Origin of the sequence: Micromonospora sp. WMMC241 (assembly GCF_027460165.1) — a bacterium.
Taxonomy (GTDB): domain Bacteria; phylum Actinomycetota; class Actinomycetes; order Mycobacteriales; family Micromonosporaceae; genus Micromonospora; species Micromonospora humi.
Genome location: NZ_JAPZBF010000001.1, coordinates 6,126,223 through 6,142,195, shown reverse-complemented (window position 1 = coordinate 6,142,195; position 15,973 = coordinate 6,126,223). Strand labels below are relative to the sequence as shown.

11 protein-coding genes and 2 pseudogenes are annotated in these 15,973 nt (G+C 73.4%); 5 read left to right on the top strand and 8 right to left on the bottom strand.

The features are described 5' to 3' along the window. Positions 1-4 precede the first annotated feature (4 nt). The 3 genes from O7598_RS27850 to eccE all read right to left on the bottom strand — a co-directional run bounded on the left by O7598_RS27850 (position 5) and on the right by eccE (position 2,795). A complete protein-coding gene (locus tag O7598_RS27850) occupies positions 5-463 on the bottom strand; it encodes a GNAT family N-acetyltransferase (RefSeq protein WP_269694178.1) in 459 nt (152 codons plus the stop codon). Positions 464-561: 98 nt separating this feature from the next. Then, the gene (locus O7598_RS27845) at positions 562-948 is read right to left on the bottom strand and encodes a phage holin family protein (RefSeq protein ID WP_269694177.1); all 387 of its coding nucleotides are present in this window, start codon (positions 946-948) and stop codon (positions 562-564) included. A gap of 50 nt (positions 949-998) precedes the next feature. Beyond that, a complete protein-coding gene (eccE, locus tag O7598_RS27840) occupies positions 999-2,795 on the bottom strand; it encodes a type VII secretion protein EccE (RefSeq protein ID WP_269694176.1) in 1,797 nt (598 codons plus the stop codon). Between the two features lie 242 nt (positions 2,796-3,037). Between eccE and O7598_RS27835 the strand changes: the two genes are divergently transcribed. Further along, a complete protein-coding gene (locus O7598_RS27835) occupies positions 3,038-3,355 on the top strand; it encodes a WXG100 family type VII secretion target (RefSeq protein WP_091062809.1) in 318 nt (105 codons plus the stop codon). A gap of 22 nt (positions 3,356-3,377) precedes the next feature. Further along, the gene (locus O7598_RS27830; RefSeq protein WP_091062807.1) at positions 3,378-3,671 is read left to right on the top strand and encodes a WXG100 family type VII secretion target; all 294 of its coding nucleotides are present in this window, start codon (positions 3,378-3,380) and stop codon (positions 3,669-3,671) included. Positions 3,672-3,714: 43 nt separating this feature from the next. Here O7598_RS27830 and mycP read toward each other — a convergent pair whose 3' ends face one another. Next, positions 3,715-4,920: a type VII secretion-associated serine protease mycosin gene (gene mycP, locus O7598_RS27825; protein WP_269694175.1), complete on the bottom strand. Its 1,206-nt coding sequence runs from the start codon at positions 4,918-4,920 to the stop codon at positions 3,715-3,717. Positions 4,921-5,111: 191 nt separating this feature from the next. Here mycP and O7598_RS31515 point away from each other — a divergent pair. From O7598_RS31515 to O7598_RS27810, 3 genes and pseudogenes are all read left to right on the top strand, one after another. Next, positions 5,112-5,342, top strand: a pseudogene (locus O7598_RS31515) (hypothetical protein); the annotation flags it as partial. 1,908 nt (positions 5,343-7,250) lie between these two features. Continuing rightward, positions 7,251-8,411, top strand: a pseudogene (locus tag O7598_RS31510) (SseB family protein); the annotation flags it as partial. Beyond that, a complete protein-coding gene (locus tag O7598_RS27810; RefSeq protein ID WP_269694174.1) occupies positions 8,408-8,773 on the top strand; it encodes a hypothetical protein in 366 nt (121 codons plus the stop codon). The pseudogene O7598_RS31510 and the gene O7598_RS27810, both read left to right, overlap by 4 nt. 1 nt (position 8,774) lies before the next feature. On the opposite strand, the gene O7598_RS27805 is transcribed toward O7598_RS27810, so the two are convergent. The 4 genes from O7598_RS27805 to O7598_RS27790 form a co-directional block, all read right to left on the bottom strand. Beyond that, positions 8,775-9,707: an alpha/beta fold hydrolase gene (locus tag O7598_RS27805; protein WP_269694173.1), complete on the bottom strand. Its 933-nt coding sequence runs from the start codon at positions 9,705-9,707 to the stop codon at positions 8,775-8,777. Between the two features lie 84 nt (positions 9,708-9,791). Continuing rightward, on the bottom strand, positions 9,792-10,301 hold the full coding sequence (locus O7598_RS27800; protein WP_269694172.1) for a hypothetical protein: 510 nt from the start codon (positions 10,299-10,301) through the stop codon (positions 9,792-9,794). Positions 10,302-10,411: 110 nt separating this feature from the next. Further along, positions 10,412-12,814, bottom strand: a complete 2,403-nt coding sequence (locus O7598_RS27795) for an immune inhibitor A domain-containing protein (protein ID WP_269695001.1) — start codon at positions 12,812-12,814, stop codon at positions 10,412-10,414. Positions 12,815-13,160: 346 nt separating this feature from the next. Then, positions 13,161-15,953: an immune inhibitor A domain-containing protein gene (locus tag O7598_RS27790; RefSeq protein WP_269694171.1), complete on the bottom strand. Its 2,793-nt coding sequence runs from the start codon at positions 15,951-15,953 to the stop codon at positions 13,161-13,163. Positions 15,954-15,973: the final 20 nt, after the last annotated feature.

Below are 15,973 nucleotides of genomic sequence, written 5' to 3'. Positions count from 1 at the left end.
TCGGCTATTGGTCCTTTCCGGTGATCGGCGTCACCCGCTGGTCCAGCTCCAGGTACCGATCCGCCGCCACCGGCTGGAAGCCGAGCTTCGCGTACACCCCGTGCGCGTCGAGCGTCGCCAGCAGGATCCGGCGTACGCCCAGCTCGGCCAGGTGGTCGCGGACGCCGCCGGCCAGCCAGGTGCCCAGCCCGCGACCCCGCTCGGCCCGCTCCACGTAGACGTCGCAGAGCCAGGCGAACGTGGCCCGGTCGGTCACCACCCGGGCCACCGCCACCTGCCGGCCGTCGCCGGGCCGGTGGACACCGAAGCCGATCGAGCCGGCGAAGGCGCGCTCGACCGTCTCCCGGTCCCGCCCGAGCGCCCAGTAGGCGTCGGTGGCGAGCCAGGCGTGCACCCGGTCCAGGTCGAGTCGGTCCGGGTCGGTGCTGAGCTGGTAGCCGTCGGCGCGGGTCACGGTGAACACCCGCCCGAGGGTAGTGCCGGTCCCGGGCCGTACCTCCGACGGTTTCCCGTCTGCTGGACCGGCCGGCCGCCGGACGCGCGGCGACCGGCCGGGACCCGTCAGTCGCGGTCGAGGACGGCGCCGAGGATCCAGGTGACGATGCCGACGAAGAGCGCGCCCAGCACCGCCGCCGGCCAGAACCCGTCCACGTGGAAGTGCAGCCCGGCCTCCCCGGCGATCCAGCTGGTGAGCAGGAAGAGCAGACCGTTGACCACAAGCGCGATCAGACCGAGGGTGAGCAGGTAGAAGCCGCAGCCCACGGTCTTGATGATCGGCTGGAGCACCGCGTTCACCACGCCGAAGATCACCGCGACGAGCACCAGCGTGGTCACCGTCTCGGTGGCCGACCCGGAGTCCAGCGAGATGCCCGGGATGAGCAGCGTGGCGAGCCAGAAGGCCACCGCCGTCGTGACCACCCGGATCAGAAGACCCTTCAGAAAATCCATGGCCGGGATCGTGCCACGCCGTTTCCACCTGCGGAACCCGTGCCGGCGGCTCAGCGCCGGGTCGGACGACCGACCAGTTGCGACTCGACCGGGGTCGGCGAGAGCAGCGCCCAGCGCAACGCCCGCCGGTTGACCACCGCCACCATGTCGTCGCGGATCCGGGTGAGCCAGTCGGCGGAGGCGCCGAGGCCGAGCGCGGTGCCGGCCAGCGCCGCCTCGGCCGGGTCGAGCGGTTGCAGGACGGCCAGGTCGGCGCGGGCCAACGCGGGCGCGTCGGCGGGCGTCAGCTCGTCGCGCACCACCAGCACGGACTGCCACGCCGCCGCCGGCCCGGCCTCCGGCGGAACCGGGCCGGCGTCGACCACCAGCAGCAACGGCCGCAGCGGCGAACCGGGCGGGCCGCCGGCCGGCCGCCCGGGCGGGAGCAGCGGCACCGGTGCCCCGACACCCCGGACGAAGGCTTCCCAGGCACGCGGCCGGGCCGTCTGCACCGCCACCCGCGCGCCGAGCGCCAGCGCTCGCAGCACGACGAGCTGCGCGGCCGGAACCCCGCCGACCAGCAGCACCCGGGTCGTCGCCGGCCGGAACAGCCGGACGGTGAGCGGCCCGCCACGCCGGTTGGCGCCCACCATCAGGCCGGACCCGCCGACCGGCAGGTCCGGCGCGGCCGGCGGCGTGCCGGCCGCGGGCGCGCCCGCTCCGGTGACCGCCAACGGCAGGGTGGCGGCCAGCCCGGTCAGATGCTCGCCGTCGAGGCGGCGCAGCTCGCCGCCCGCGTCGGTGGCCACCCGGCCCAGCGCCCGCTCGGCCACCACCAGCTCCGTCGGGCTCCCGGCGGCCACCCGGACGGTCAACTCGGCCGGGGTCGGCGCGGAGTCGGCGCGGGGGCCGACGCACAGCGCGACGGTGGTGGCGGTGGCCGGCACCGCCAGCAGCCGGGGCACCAGGGAACGGACGGCCTCACCCCGGGGATCCGGCCACCGGCGCAGCCGCCAGGTGGCCTGCGCCAGCCCACCCACGGTGAGCAGCGACCAGGCCTCCCGGGCCGGTGCGCCGGCGTCGTGGTGGGCCAACTCGGCGATCACCCGCAGTGCCGCCGGGACGCCCAGCGGACGGCCGGTGAGCGGACCGAGCCGGCGGACCATCCGCCGGACCGTGCCGGAGAGCGCCCGCAGCAGTTCCTCGTCCGGCCAGCCGTCGGCCCGCATCACCCGGACCGCCAGCACCACCCGGGCGCGCCCGGCCAGCCGGCCGTCGGTGAGCTGGCGGTAGGACGTCCCGGCCGGGCCGGCGGCGACGGCCGGCGCGGGCGCGGGGGAGGCCGAGAAGAGCAGTTGGAGCCGGACCGGTGGGCTCTCCGGAGTGGCCGGGGGAAGCAGGTCGAGCGGCGCCGGGAGCGCCAGCGGGTGGTCACCGAGCAGGTCGTCCGGATCACCCAGCTCCAGCAGCGCGGTCAACCCGCCCGCGTCGTGCAGCACGGCGGCCGGACCACCGGCCAGCTCCGCGGCGTGCGGCACGGTGCCCGGCCCGACCAGCTCCAGCAACGCCGCCGGGTCGGCCGCCGCGGGCAGGGTGCGGCGACGGCTGAGGTACGCCCCGGCGACGGTCAGCCACTCGTACCACCAGCGGCCCCGGAACCGGACCCACGCGGCGGGCAGCAGCAGCGTCGCCGTCAGCAGTGCGACCGCGGTGGGCACGACGCCCCGCCCCACGGCGGCCACGAGCACGGCGGCCGCCACCTGCGTCGTCACCACCTGGCCGGCGCGGAGCCGGACCGTCGACCGCCGTCTCCACTGTGGAGTCGAGCCGGGCGTGGGGGTGGGCCGGTCGGTCGTGGTCGCGGTCACCGCACCTCCTCGTCCGGCCCGCCGGGTGACGCCGCCGTGGCTCATCGTAGTGACGTCGTTGTCCACAGGGGAGGCCCGGGGGGTAGCAGAACCGGACTGGGGCGGCTACCGTCAGCGACGAAAATCGTCACGCGTGCGCCCGCCGCCCCCTCCCCTCCGGCGGCCGCGAGCGCCGCGTCGACGAGTCCACGGTGGCCACATCGGTGGCCAGCCACGACCGAGGAGACGAGGTGACGTCCGGGATGTCCCAGACCCAGGCAGAAGCCGCGGTGATGCAGCAGACCGCCGCGAAGTTCGAGCAGGTCGACCAGTCACTGCAGACCATGCTCAGCGGCCTGATGGCCGAGCTGGAGGTGCTGCAGCAGGCCTGGCGGGGCGCCGGTGGGCGCTCGTTCACGCAGGTCAAGCAGCAGTGGGCGCAGGACCAGGCGGCCCTGCAGCGGGCGCTGCGCGAGACCGCCACCGCGATCCGCAGCGCCGGCCGGCACTACGACGTCTCCGACACCGAGGCCGCCGGCCGGGTGGCGGGCACCAACCGCGGCATCCAGCTGCCGCTCTAGAGCATCGGAAGGGATCGAACCCATGGAGCACGGTGTGCTGGTCGTCAACTTTGCCGCCCTGCAACAGGCAGGCGCGGACATCCAACGGGCGCTGACCACCCTCGAGAGCCAGCTCGGGCAGCTCGAACGCGACGCCGCGCCGCTGGTGGCGAGCTGGAACGGTGAGGCGCGTGAGGCGTACGAGCAGCGGCAGTCCCGGTGGCGGGCCGCCTCGCAGGACATGCAGGCGATGCTGCGCGACATCAAGCTCGCCGTCGAGGACTCCGCGGCCGACTACCTCGACACCGAGAAGCGCAACGCCAACCTGTTCCACTGAGCCGGGCGCGGCCCGGGTGCCCCACCCGGGCCGCCCGCACCGGTCAGGCCGGCCCGGCCGGGCGCCAGCGTCGGCGGGCGCCCCGGGGCAGCACCACGGCCAACAGCGCCACGATCGCCGCCGCGCCGCCGGTCGCGCCGGCCACCAGCAGCGCCCGGTCCCGGGCCGTGGCCCGGCGGGCCCGGCGGGCCAGCGCCGCCGGGTCCGGCCGGTCGGCCGGGAGCGCGGCCCCGCCCCCCGAGCGGGCGGACGCTCCGCCGGGCGCCTCGGTCACCGCGCGGTACGGGTTCAGCACCCCCGCGCCATAGCCCTCACCCCGGCCCGGCGCCGGGTCGGTCCCGGCGATGATCCGTGCGGCCACCTCGGCCGCGCTCAGCTCCGGGCGATACTGCCGCAGCAACGCCGCGGTGGCGGCCACGAAGGGGGTGGCATAGCTGGTCCCCTCCGCCCGATGGTGGCCCTGCCGGGGCGCCGCCATCAGCACCTCGCCGCCCGGAGCGACCAGGTCGACGTACGCGCCGGTCTGGGAGAAGGCGGCGCGCGTCCCGTCCCGCCCGATCGCGCCCACACCGAGCACCCCGTCGTACGCCGCCGGGTAGGGCCGCGGGTCGCCGTTGTCGTGCAGGTTGCCGGCGGCGGCCACCACCACCACCTCCCGCCGCAGGGCGTAGCTCACCGCGGCGCGTACGGCCGGGTCGTCCGCGTAGAGCACGACCGAGAGGTTGAGCACGTCCGCGTCGTGGTCGACGGCCCAGCGGATGGCCGAGGCGAAGCCGGCCGCGTCGACCGTGCGCCCCGACTCCCGCCCGTCGACCACCTGCTGCTCGCTCACCCGTACCGGCAGAATGCGCGCGCCCGGCGCGAGCCCGCGGAACGCGACGCCCGGTTGCGGCGTGGCGGCGATGATGCTCGCCACGCCGGTGCCGTGCCCGGCGCAGTCGCGGGTGCCGTCCCCGCCCGGGTCGAGGAAGTCCGCGCCCGTCGACACCCGGCCGGTGAGCTGCGGATGGGACCGGTCCACCCCCGAGTCGACCACCGCCACCACCACGCCGGCGCCGGTCGCGAGCGGGGCGAGGCGCTCCGGGGCGTACCGTTGCTGGGTCCACGGCTGCTCGGCCACCGGCCGGGCCGGCGCGGGCGGCGTGGCGCAGCGGGCCGGCGCGCGGGCCGCCGCCGGAGCGGCGGGCAGGCCGGTGACGAGGAGGGTCGCCAGGGCGGCCAGCGCCGGGCGCGCGAGGGGCCGAGCCATCGACGACCTCCGTAACGTGTCGACTCCGGAACGGGATGTTAGCGCCTCGCCGACGCCACGGCCGACCGTCGATGGCCAGACATTGTGATCTTGTTACCACCTTGTAGGTTGTAGGCGATGCCTGTGGCCTGTTCACGGAAGGAGAGGTGGCCGTGACCGGATGGGAACCGGCCACCGAGGCCGAGGTGGCGATGCGGGACGCGCTGCACGCGCAGGACCAGCAACAATACTTCCGCGTCCTGACCCACGTCGATCTGGTGCTGCCGGTCGCCGGCGGGTCCGGCGCGGGGTGGGGCACCTGGACCTCCGGGGGGCGGACGCACGTGCTGGCGTTCACCTCCGTCGCCGCGCTGCGGGCCAGCCTGGGCGAGAACGCCGGCGCCACGCGCCGCCTGCCGTTCGCCGACCTGGCCGCCGGCTGGCCCGACCAGGAGTGGTGGTTGGCGGTCAACCCCGGCCTGCCGGTCGAGGGATACCTGCCGGCCTGGTACGTCGCGCAGCTCGCCCGGGGCGACGTCCGGCTGCCCGGCCGGACCATGGGTGCCCGGGCCCGCCTGGAGCGGGTGCAGAGCGCCGCCCGGGCCGCCCGCAACGGCGCCACCGGATCCGCCCACGAAGACCCGGCCGTCCTGGTCCCCGCCGCCTCCCCGCCCCCACCCCCGGTCCCTCCGGACCGCCGCGGGCGGGTGGCGGAGCCCGAGGAGCCCGCGACCGTGCCGATGCGGACCGTTCCGGTCCTGGGCCGTCGCGTCCCGACCGTGTCGCCGCGCCGCCCGGAGCCGACCACCGGCGAGCGGGGCCGTACCGCGTCGGGCGACGGATCCGACGTGGACGCGCTCGACGGCTGGCTCACCGACCTGCGCCGCCATCCGGGCGAGCCGGACCCGTTCGCCGCCGGCCGCACCGCGCCGGCCGCGGAGACGCCCCCGGCGCCACCGCCGGCCCGGTCCTTCTTCGAACCCACCTCGGGCCGGTCGACCCGGCGGTCCTCGCCGCTGGACACCCCCCGACGGCCCGCCGAGCGGGCCACACCGCCGTCCCGGTTCGCCGGCGGCCAGCCGTTCCCCCGGCGCCGGCCGCTCAACGAGCCGGTGCGCGAGGACCCGACCCGGGCGTTCGGGATGGGCCCGGACGAGCCGGCGTCGCCGCTGCACGCCGCCGAGCCGGCCGCACCGTTCCAGCCGGCGCGCCCGCCCGAGGACGCCACCCGGACGCTGCCCCGCCGTCCCGCCGGTCCGGCCGCGCCCGCCGCGGACGAGTGGGCGCCGACCGCCCCGCAGCGGGACGCCCCGGGGTGGCGCGCCCTGGAGGAGCCGGCGGAGGTGGAGGAGTTGCCGCCGTCGATCGCCGAGCCGGTGTCCGTCCCGCCCGCGCCGGTCCCTCGTGACTTCACGCCGATCGTCATCGAGGGCGTCGTCATCGAGGCCCGTGACCTGACCGATCCCGCGCCGGCCTGGTCGCCGCCGGCCGCGGACGGGTACGCCACCGGCCCGGCCGCCGGTGAGGCGGCGCCGTGGGCGGGCTCCACCGACCCGCTGCCCCACCTGGCCGCGCCGGTCGAGGAGAAGGCCGCGCCGGTCGAGGAGAAGACGGCGCCGCTCCCGCCGTTGGCCGGTCCGGACGACGTGACGGTGCGCCTCGGTCGACCGGCCGCGCCCTCCGCCGAGCCGACGGTGTCGCTGTTCGAGCCGACCAGCCCGCTGTTCGAGCCGACACCGGACGAGCCGTCCCCGGTGGCGTCCCCCGCCGGGGAGCCCCGCAGGTCGCTGTTCGAGCCGCAGCCCTCCGCGGAGTCGACCTTCGGGACGCCGACCCCGGCCGAACCCACCGTGTCGCTGTTCACGCCGGCATCGTCCGAGGAGTCGACGGTGGCGTCGTTCGGTCCGGGCTCGCCCGAGGAGCCGACGGTGGCGTCGTTCGGGGCGGGCTTGTCCGAGGAGTCGACCACGTCGCTGTTCGGGGCGGGCTCGTCCGAGGAACTGACCACGGCGTTCGCGCCGTCGTCCCCGGTCGAGCCGACCGCGTCGCCGGTCACGCCGACGTCGTCGGAGGAGTCGACGACGTCGATGTTCGCCCCGGCACCCCCGGAGGACGCGACCCCGCTGTTCGGGCCGGCCTCGTCGGCGAATTCGACCACGGCGTTGTTCGGGTCCGGGCCGGGGGAGGATCCGACCACGGCGTTGTTCGCGCCGGGACCGGCGGAGGAGTCGACGACGGCGTTGTTCGCGCCGGGACCGGCGGAGGAGTCGACGACGGCGTTGTTCGCGCCGGGACCGGCGGAGGAGTCGACGACGGCGTTGTTCGCGCCGGGACCGGCGGAGGAGTCGACGACGGCGTTGTTCGCGCCGGGACCGGCGGAGGAGTCGACCACCGCGCTGTTCGCGCCGGCGTCGGCGGAGGAGTCGACGACCGCGGTGTTCGAGCCGGCGGCGGCCGAGCCCACGTATCGCCCCGCCGGGGCCGAGCGGACCGTCGCCGAGCCGGTGGCCGCCGGTTCCCCGCCCCCGGCGGCCGAGCCGGACTTCGAGCCGGCGAACGAGGTGGAGGAGGAGTTGCTGGCCGCGGCCGGCAGCGGGAACACCGACGGCTTCCTCACCACGCTGCTGCTGGCGCGGGTGCTGCTGCCTGTCGCGTTCGACTCGGCGGCCGGCAGCCGCCCCGGTGACCCGGGCTTCTCCTGGCGGACCGAGACGGTCGACGGGGTGCGGTACGTGGCGGTCTTCACCTCGCCGGAACGGCTCGCCGAGCACGCCGAAGGCCCCGTCGACACGATCCGGGTCAAGTTCGTCCAGCTCATCCGGCGATGGCCGGACGAGAACTGGTCGTTCCTCATCAACCCGGGCAGCCCGGTCGGCGCCGCGTACCCGGGGGAGCAGGTCCTCGCGCTGGCCAACTGGGCCGCCGAGGTGGGGCTCGGCGACGACCCGGAGACCGAGCCGGAGCCGGCCGCCACCGGGCCGGCACCGGCGGCCCGGCCCCGGTCGGACGCGCCGGCGGCGCAGCCGAGCCGCCCGGTGACGATGCAGAAGGCGATCGCGGCGAGCCAGCTCTCCTACTACCTGGAGCGAGGCTACGACCGGGTGTCCGGCTTCGTGCACCGGGCCGGGGAGCTGAGCCACCTGCGTACCCCGGCGGAGCTGTACGACGCCCTCGGCCTCGGCCATCCCGGCTCCCCGTTCTCCCGCGACGACGAGGAGCTGTACCTGCTGCGCTGGCCGGCCTACCGGCCGAGTCTCTACCGGATCCCGTACGGCGGGCAGAACGAGGCCGCGATGCGCGCGATGGAGGGCTGGGTGATCGAGCGGTCGCCGTTCCGCGGCAACGGCTTCGCACCGGGCGAGAGCAGCGACGTGATCGCCGAGTTCAAGGTGGACAGCGCCCGGCTGCCGCACGGCGCCGAGCTGTGGCGGGTCGGCGCCGACGGTGACGCCCGGCTGGTCGCGGTCCTGGACACCGACGCCCTGCTCTGGCGGAAGGCGGACGAGGCGTGACCCGCGACGGCTACGTGGCGCGCTGGCACGGCCGGGAGTACCAGGCCAGCCCGGACGGCGACGACGTCCGCCTGTACCAGCCGGAACCGGACGAGGGCTTCACCGAGGTACGCCCCGGGCGGTACGTCCGGGTGGTGCCGGCGGCCGAGGTCGACGACCTGGCGTACGTGCGAACCATCTGCACCTGGCAGGGGCAGCCGTTCATCGTGCTGGCCGAGCACGAGGGCTGGTTGCGGGTGGAGTACACCGGCGGGCGCTGGCCGGTGGCGGAGGCGATGGGGCTGGAGGCCTTCGACTTCGGCGTCTACCAGGGCTGGGCGCCCGCCACCGAGGTGGCCGGGCTGGGCGAGCAGCGGGTCTGAGTCAGGACTTCGCCCACCGCAGGATCTCGCCGAGCACCAGGTCGCGGGCCTCCACGTGCGGGAAGTGGCCCACGCCGTCGAGCAGCCGCCACTCGTAGGGTGCGCTGACGTAGCGGCCGGAGCCCTGGGCGGTGCGGGGCAGCGACGCCTCGTCCAGCGCGCCGTGCAGTTGCAGCGTCGGCGTGACCAGCGGCTGCTGCATCAGCTTCACGAACCGGTAGCCGTGCAGCCGCAGCACCGACCGGAACGCCCACCGGTAGCCCTCCAACGCGCAGAACGCGGCCTGCGGGATCTGCATGGCCACCCGGCAGCACCGGGCGTAGTCGGCGAAGTCCGGCCCGGCCACCCAGCGCGGTCCGCCCCAGCGGCGCAGCATCTCCTCCACCTCGGCGGCGCCGTCCCGGGTCAGCACGTGCTCGTAGCGGGGAAGCTGGAACTTCAGCGTCGCGGTGGCCGAGGCGAACTGGCCGCGCGGGTCGGCGACGATGGCGGTCCGTAGCCGGAGGGGGTGCGGCGCGCCGAGCACCACGAGCCGGCGGACCAGCGTGGGGTGGAACGAGGCGGCGGTCCAGCCGATGAGGCCGCCGGCGCCGGTGCCGACCACGGTGGCCGAGCGCTCGCCGAGCGCCCGGATCAGCCCGGCCACGTCGGCGGCGAGCGTGTAGCCGTCGTACCCCCGGGGTGGTTTGTCGCTCGCGCCGTAACCGCGCAGGTCGACGGCGACCGCGCGGAAGCCGGCGTCGGCGACCGCGGGGAGCATCTCGTGCCAGGCGTACCAGTATTCCGGGAAGCCGTGCAGGAAGAGCACCATCGGGCCGGTGCCCGCCTCGACGACGTGGAACCGGCTGCCGTTGGCGCCGACGAACCGGTGCGTCCACGGCCCTTCGGGCATCACGCAGGACTCGTCGGCGGCCCCGCCGCGCTGGTCGGTCATGGGCTCAGCCTAGGGCCGGGGGTGGTGCGTCGACCCCGCAGGTGCGCAGGATCAGGGGTTTCTCCGGGACGGCGGCACGGGCGGTCAGGCCACGCGTTCGATACGCAGCAGGCCGAGCGGCCGGCCCGGTCCGCATTCGACGCCCTCCGGCGCCGGGCCCACGGTGACCCGGACCCAGGTGCCGGCGGGCCACGTGCCCTTGTCCCGGCCGTAGAGCCCGTGCTCCTGGCCGTCGTCGGTGACCAGGGTGTAGCAGGGGCCACCGCCGCCGTGGCTGATCCGGCCGGCGAGGACGTTCGGCTTCATCTGGTCGGTCGGGTGCCGTGGGGGCCCGGTCGGCGGCCGGAGCGTCGGCAGGTCGGTCGCGGAGAGCGGGGGCCGGCCGGAGGAGGCGGCCGGGGTGGGCGCCGCCGGGGTGGGTGGCGTCGTCGCGGGCTCGGGTGTGGCTGCGGCGGTGGGTTCGGCGGGACGCTCGGACGCGGGCACGTCGGTTCCTTCCTGCGGGCCGGCTTCCCGGTCGGCGCAGCCGGCCAGGGTCAGGGCCAGGGGCAGTGCGAGGACCGCGGCCAGGCGGCGGTCGAGGCTCGTGGTCACCTGCCTGGGACGCGCGGCGGGCCGGCGCGGTTCCCGTCCGGCGCACAACGGGCGAGGCCCGGGCAGGTGACCTGCCCGGGCCTCGCCGTGGTGTTGCGTGGATCAGCGGTTCAGGAGAAGCGGACCTTCAGCGAGGTGCCGTCCTGCTCCAGGACCTTGATCTTGGTGCCGGTGGCCGGGAGCTTGACGCCGTGGTTCGGCAGCTCCGGGTACCAGTACTGCTTGGTGTCGTCGAACAGCGGCTGCGCGGCCTGGCCACGGACGTACTGCGGCTGGCTGTTGATGTGCAGCGTGAACGAGTCCGCCTTCTTCAGGCTGAACGGCGCGTCGTAGACCTGGACGCGGGCCCGCCAGGGCGCCCCGGTCAGGTTGTAGAGCGGCCGCGGGTGAGCGTCGATGATCATGTTGCGACCCTCGCCCGGGTGCACGAACGTGTCGTTGTCCGCCCACCGGAGGTTCCAGTAGGAGATCAGCAGACCCTCCTGGTACGCGTAGTGGTCCACGTAGTCCGGGCGGGTGTTCGCGTAGCCGAAGTAGTACGGGCCGGTCTTGAGGTACTTGTCGTACGAGGTGTACGACCGGTTGCCGGCGATGTAGTAGTTGTCGAACTTCCGGATGTAGGTCTCCTCGACGATGCTCCAGCCGGACAGCGTCCAGCCGGCGGCACCGGTCTCGGCACCGTCGCTGAGCAACGTCTGCCCGTCGGCGGTCACGGTGAGCGCGTCACCGTAGAAGCCACCGGCGGAAACGCCGCCGTCCGTCTGGTAGCGGAGCCGGAACTGCACGACCTTGCCGGCAGCCGCGTCCATCGGGATGTTGACGTCGACCCACTGGCCGCCGCTGGAGCCGTCCAGGGCGAAGCGCCCGGGCGAGATCTCCTTGAGCGCCTTGCCGTTGGCCGTGCCGGGCAGGGTGGCCCAGGTCTGGCCACCGTCGGTCGAGGCCTCGAAGAAGAGGTAGTCGTAGTCCTCTTCGATGTTGTAACGACCCTTCATCGACAGCGCGGCGCTGGTCTTCCCGGTGAGGTCGATGGTCCGCGTCATCGTGGTGTTCAGGTCGTCCTCGTTGCCCGAGAAGAACTGCTTCGTCCCCTCGAACGGCTTGCCGTTCTGGAACGTGTACTCCCGCTGCGGCAGCACCACCACGGCACCCTGCGCCTTGGCGGTGTTGTACTCCTGCGGGCCCAGCTCCAGCGTGCGCTTCTGACCGGCGACGACCGTCTCGTAGTCGAGCCAGCCGAGCTGGAGCTTGTTCCAGGCACCCAGGTCGCCACCGCGGTCGCCGATGCCGGCGTCGTTCTTGGCGCCGAGCCGGCTCTGGGCCATCAGGGTCCAGTGCTCGTTGTTGTTGTCCCCACCACTGGTGACGTTGTAGTCGTCCGGCAGACCGAGGTCGTGGCCGTACTCGTGGTAGAAGACGCTCCGGCCACCGTTCTCCGGCTGGATCGTGTAGTCGCCGATCCAGACCCCGGTGTTGCCGATCTGGGTGCCGCCGGCCGGGAAGTTCTCCGGACCGGTGCTGCCCTGGTCGCTGGCGAACGCGTACCAGCGGTGGCTCCAGATGGCGTCCTCACCCTGGATCGGGTCACCGTCGGCCTGGTCGCCGCCGGCGTGGACGATCTGGAAGTGGTCGATGTAACCGTCCGGCTCGTTGAAGTTGCCGTCGCCGTCGAAGTCGTAACGGTCGTACTCGTCCATCGACTTGACGTCGGCGGCGATCTGCGCGTCCGAGCGACCCTGCGCCTTCTGGTCCTCGACCCACTGGTTGGCGGCGTCGCGGACCAGCGCCCAGGTGTTGGTGCAGACGTTCGAGGCGCACGGGTAGCCGTCGGAACGGCCGTAACGAGCCTCGTTGTACTTGACCTTCACCCAGTTGGTGACCTCGCCGTCGACGCTGTACCGGCCCGACGACTGGGCCTCGTAGTACTGCTTCAGCGACTCGTCACCCGGCTTGGTGCCGAAGTACAGCTGCCGGAAGTGGTCGGCGCTGAAGTCCTTCTGCCAGATCGTGGAGTTGTCCACAGCCCGGTTGGGCTCGGGGATCTGGTTGACGCGCGGCCCGTCGAACCGGGTCGGACCCGCCGTGTCGGGGTCGGTGTCCTGGTCCGGGTAGTTCGGGTGCCGCTCGTCGCCGAACTCCGCGAGGATGACGAAGATCTTGTCGGTCCGCTCGCGGGAAAGCTCGACGTACTGGTCCTTGGTCGGACCCTTGCCGGCCTTGGTGCTCTTGGCGGCCGTGCCCGCCGCGGCACCCTCGGCAGCCGTCTCGCCAACCTTGACGACGGTGCTGCCGTTGATCTTCTGGGCCTTCGCCCTGCCGGACAGAACCTCGCTGAGGCCTTCCTGGCGCAGCGCGCGCCGCTTGTCCTCGAGCGGGTTGGGCAGGTCGTGCTCAGCCTGCGCAGGCTCGGCCACCGACGGAGCGGTGGTCGGCAGCTTCGGCGTCGGCGCGGCACTGGCGGACGTACCTGCCATCAGCCCCGTCGCGGTCAGCGAAAGCCCGAGCAGACCCACTGCGACTTTGCGCACGTGGTACCTCCGGTGTGAGGGAACCGGCCCCTTGGGGGTACGGGCCGGTGGAACGTCCCACAAGTGGGACCCCTGGTGAACATAGACACTGCTGGGACCGGTGTGAAGATGTGCGCGTCGATTTGTAGCAACTTTTTGTTGGGGACGACTTTGCCCGTCACACCCCGGCCCGGCGTCGCGGCGCTGACCAGCGCCGATGTCCAATCGTCCAGACGCAACGACACCGATGGATATGCGGAAGGGTCGGGAGCGCGGCGGCTCCCGACCCTTACCTCATCCGGTCCGTTCAGCCCATTTTCCGGTCATTCCGGTTCCGGTTTGACGCTGTCGATCAGCTCCTCGGCGGGACCACGAACACCGTGGCGTACGCGTTGTCCCGGGCGGCCTTCAGGATGACGATCGAGGTGCCGTACGCGACGCCCGCGTCCCGCGGGTTGCCGGTACCCAACACGATCGCGCCGCCACCCAGCTCCGTGCCGTACCAGTCGGTCGCCGGGCTGCCGTCCGGGTTGACCACCCGGGTGGTGTACCGCTGGTTGCCCTTCGACGGGACGACCACCGAGGCGTCGTTGTCCCGCGCGTACGCCGCACCGTCGCGGATCTCGATGCCCGGGTACCAGCCCTTGGCGTCGGTGAAGGCCCGCACCGGCGCCTGGGCGCCGAACTTGGTGCAGTACTCGCTGTACGGCTCGTCCGCCGCCTCCAGGCACTCCTTGAACGGGTACGTCTTCGTCAACCCGAACGCGGCGTTGGAGGACTGCGGGCGGCTGGGCAGGTTCTTCAGCACCGACGGGTCCTTCGCGGCCGCCGTGCCCGTGCGGCGCAGCGGGTCGTTGTGCGAGTCGACGATCAGCAGCCCGCCCTTGGCGCCGTAGCTGGGCAGCGCGGTCATCTGCCCGGTGACGTGGTTGACGTCGCCGAGCTCGGTGTCCCGGTACCAGACCAGCATGCCCGGCGCGTTGTAGGAGATCCGGTCGACCTTCCACGCCTCGTGCGAGTAGACGGTGTCGTAGGCGTACTTCAGGCCCTTGTCGAAGCCGTCGAAGTTGCGCCACTCGGCCAGGTAGTAGTGCGACCTGACCTGGGTGCCCGTGTCGATGTGCCAGCCCGCGCCACTGGTGTCGGTGAACGTGCCGCCGGTCTGGGTCCAGCCGGCCGCGCCGCCCTCGACGTCGTCGCTCCACGTGGTCGCGCCGCCGCCGGTCACCGAGAAGTCGTCGGCGAACCAGCCGCGCTCCTGGAACGCCTCGTCGGTCGCGTACCGCAGCCGCACCTGCACGGTCTGCCCGGCGTACGGCGACAGGTCGACGTAGTCGTGCCGCCAGCCGCCGGTGCTGCCGGTCAGGCCGTACTTCTTGTTGCCGAAGTCGACCATGCGCCCGTTCGGGTCGGAGTAGCCGTCGTCGGTGGAGACCAGCGCTCCGGCCTCGTCGTAGACCTTGCGTTCCGTCCAGGTGGCGCCGCCGTCGGTGGAGACCTCGACGAAGCCGTAGTCCCAGTCCTCCTCGATGACGTAGTCGTTCCACATCCAGAACTTCGCATCAGCGGCGTTCGGCACGGTCACCGTGCGGCTCAGCTTGACGTCCGCCCACGCCTGGTCGGCGCCGGAGTACCACATGTTCGCCCCGCTGTGCGGCTCGGCCAGCGTGATCACCTTGTCCGGCAGGTCGATCTTGATGCCGTCCTCGGTGCCGACCGGCGTACGCGAGGTCTGCCCGAGCTTGACCAGCTTGGACCGGTCGCCCGGCCCGAAGGTCTTCGGCTCGGCCCAGCCGAGCACCCACTTGTCCCAGATACCCATGTGGGTGGGGAGCGCCTGGAAGATCTCACCGGAGTGCGAGCCGGACGCCATCAGGTCCCAGAAGTCCACGTCGGAGTCGGCGTTGCCGGAGGTGTCGTAGAGGTCCGGCAGGCCGAGGTCGTGCCCGAACTCGTGGGCGAAGACGCCGACGCCGGCGTCCTCCGGCTGCACGATGTAGTTGGACACCTTCAGGTTGGTGCCGGGGATGGTGTAGCCGCCGGCCACGGTGGACGAGTGCGCCCAGACCGAGTAGATGCCGACGTCGCCGCCACCGCGGGACTTGCCCTGGTTGGCGTGCACCAGCACCAGGTGGTCGATCACACCGTCCGGCTCGTGGAAGTTGCCGTCGCCGTCGCGGTCGCTCTGGTCCTCGATGTCGTAGTCGGCCCACGGGAAGCTCGGGTCGGAGGCGGCCAGCGCGTCGATCGCGTCGGTGGCGAGCCGGCCGGCGCCCTGCGGGTTGTCCGGGTGGCCGTTCATCGACTGCTCACGCCCGGCGACCCAGTTGCCGTTCTCGTCCTGGAAGCAGCGCGACGCCGCGTACCAGCCCTCCGAGTGCGGGACCGTGATCCACGGGCTGGCCTGCCCGTCCACGGTGTAGGCGTTCTTCGACATCTCCAGGTACATGTTGTGCATGGTCCGTCCGGCCAGGCTGATGCCCGGCTTGCCGTCCGGCCCCTTGAGGTCCTTGCGGACCCGCTCGGTGATGCCCTTCTTGCTGTAGAGCATCTTGTCGTAGTGGGCCGGGGAGAAGTCCGGCACCCACATCGAGTTGTTGTCCTTGTGCGGCAGCGTGGCCGGGTTCGGGATGGTGTTGTGCCGCGGCCCGTTCTGCACGGTGCCGGGAACGCAGGTGCGATCCTCGAAGACCGTCTTCGGGACCATCACGTTCGTGAAGTCGTCGTTGGCCTTGTCGTTGAACTCGACCAGCAGCGTCAGCAGCTTGGCGGTCTGGGTGTTCTTCGCCTTCTTGATCTTCCGCGGGCTCTGGCCGGTGCGGATGGACTTCGCCTCCAGCTTGGCCAGTTCCCGGGCGGTGGCCGGGTTGCCCCCGGCGTACTTCCGGTCGTAGGCGCGGGCCTCGTCGGCCGGCGAGGCGAAGACCCCGTCCTTACCCTTGGTCTCCCTGCCGCCGGTGTCCGGCTGCACCTCGGGCTCGGCGTAGTTGATGTAGTACTCGTCCGCCGCGATGGTGGCCGGCGCGGAGCGGGACGGTTGGGCCGCCGCGCTGCCCGCCGCGGTCAGCGACGTGGCCGCGAGGGCGATGGCGGGCAGCGCGACGAGTAGTCGCCGGCCCGCCCGGGACTGCGAAATGGGGAGCATGCCACTCCGATCGTAGGGAA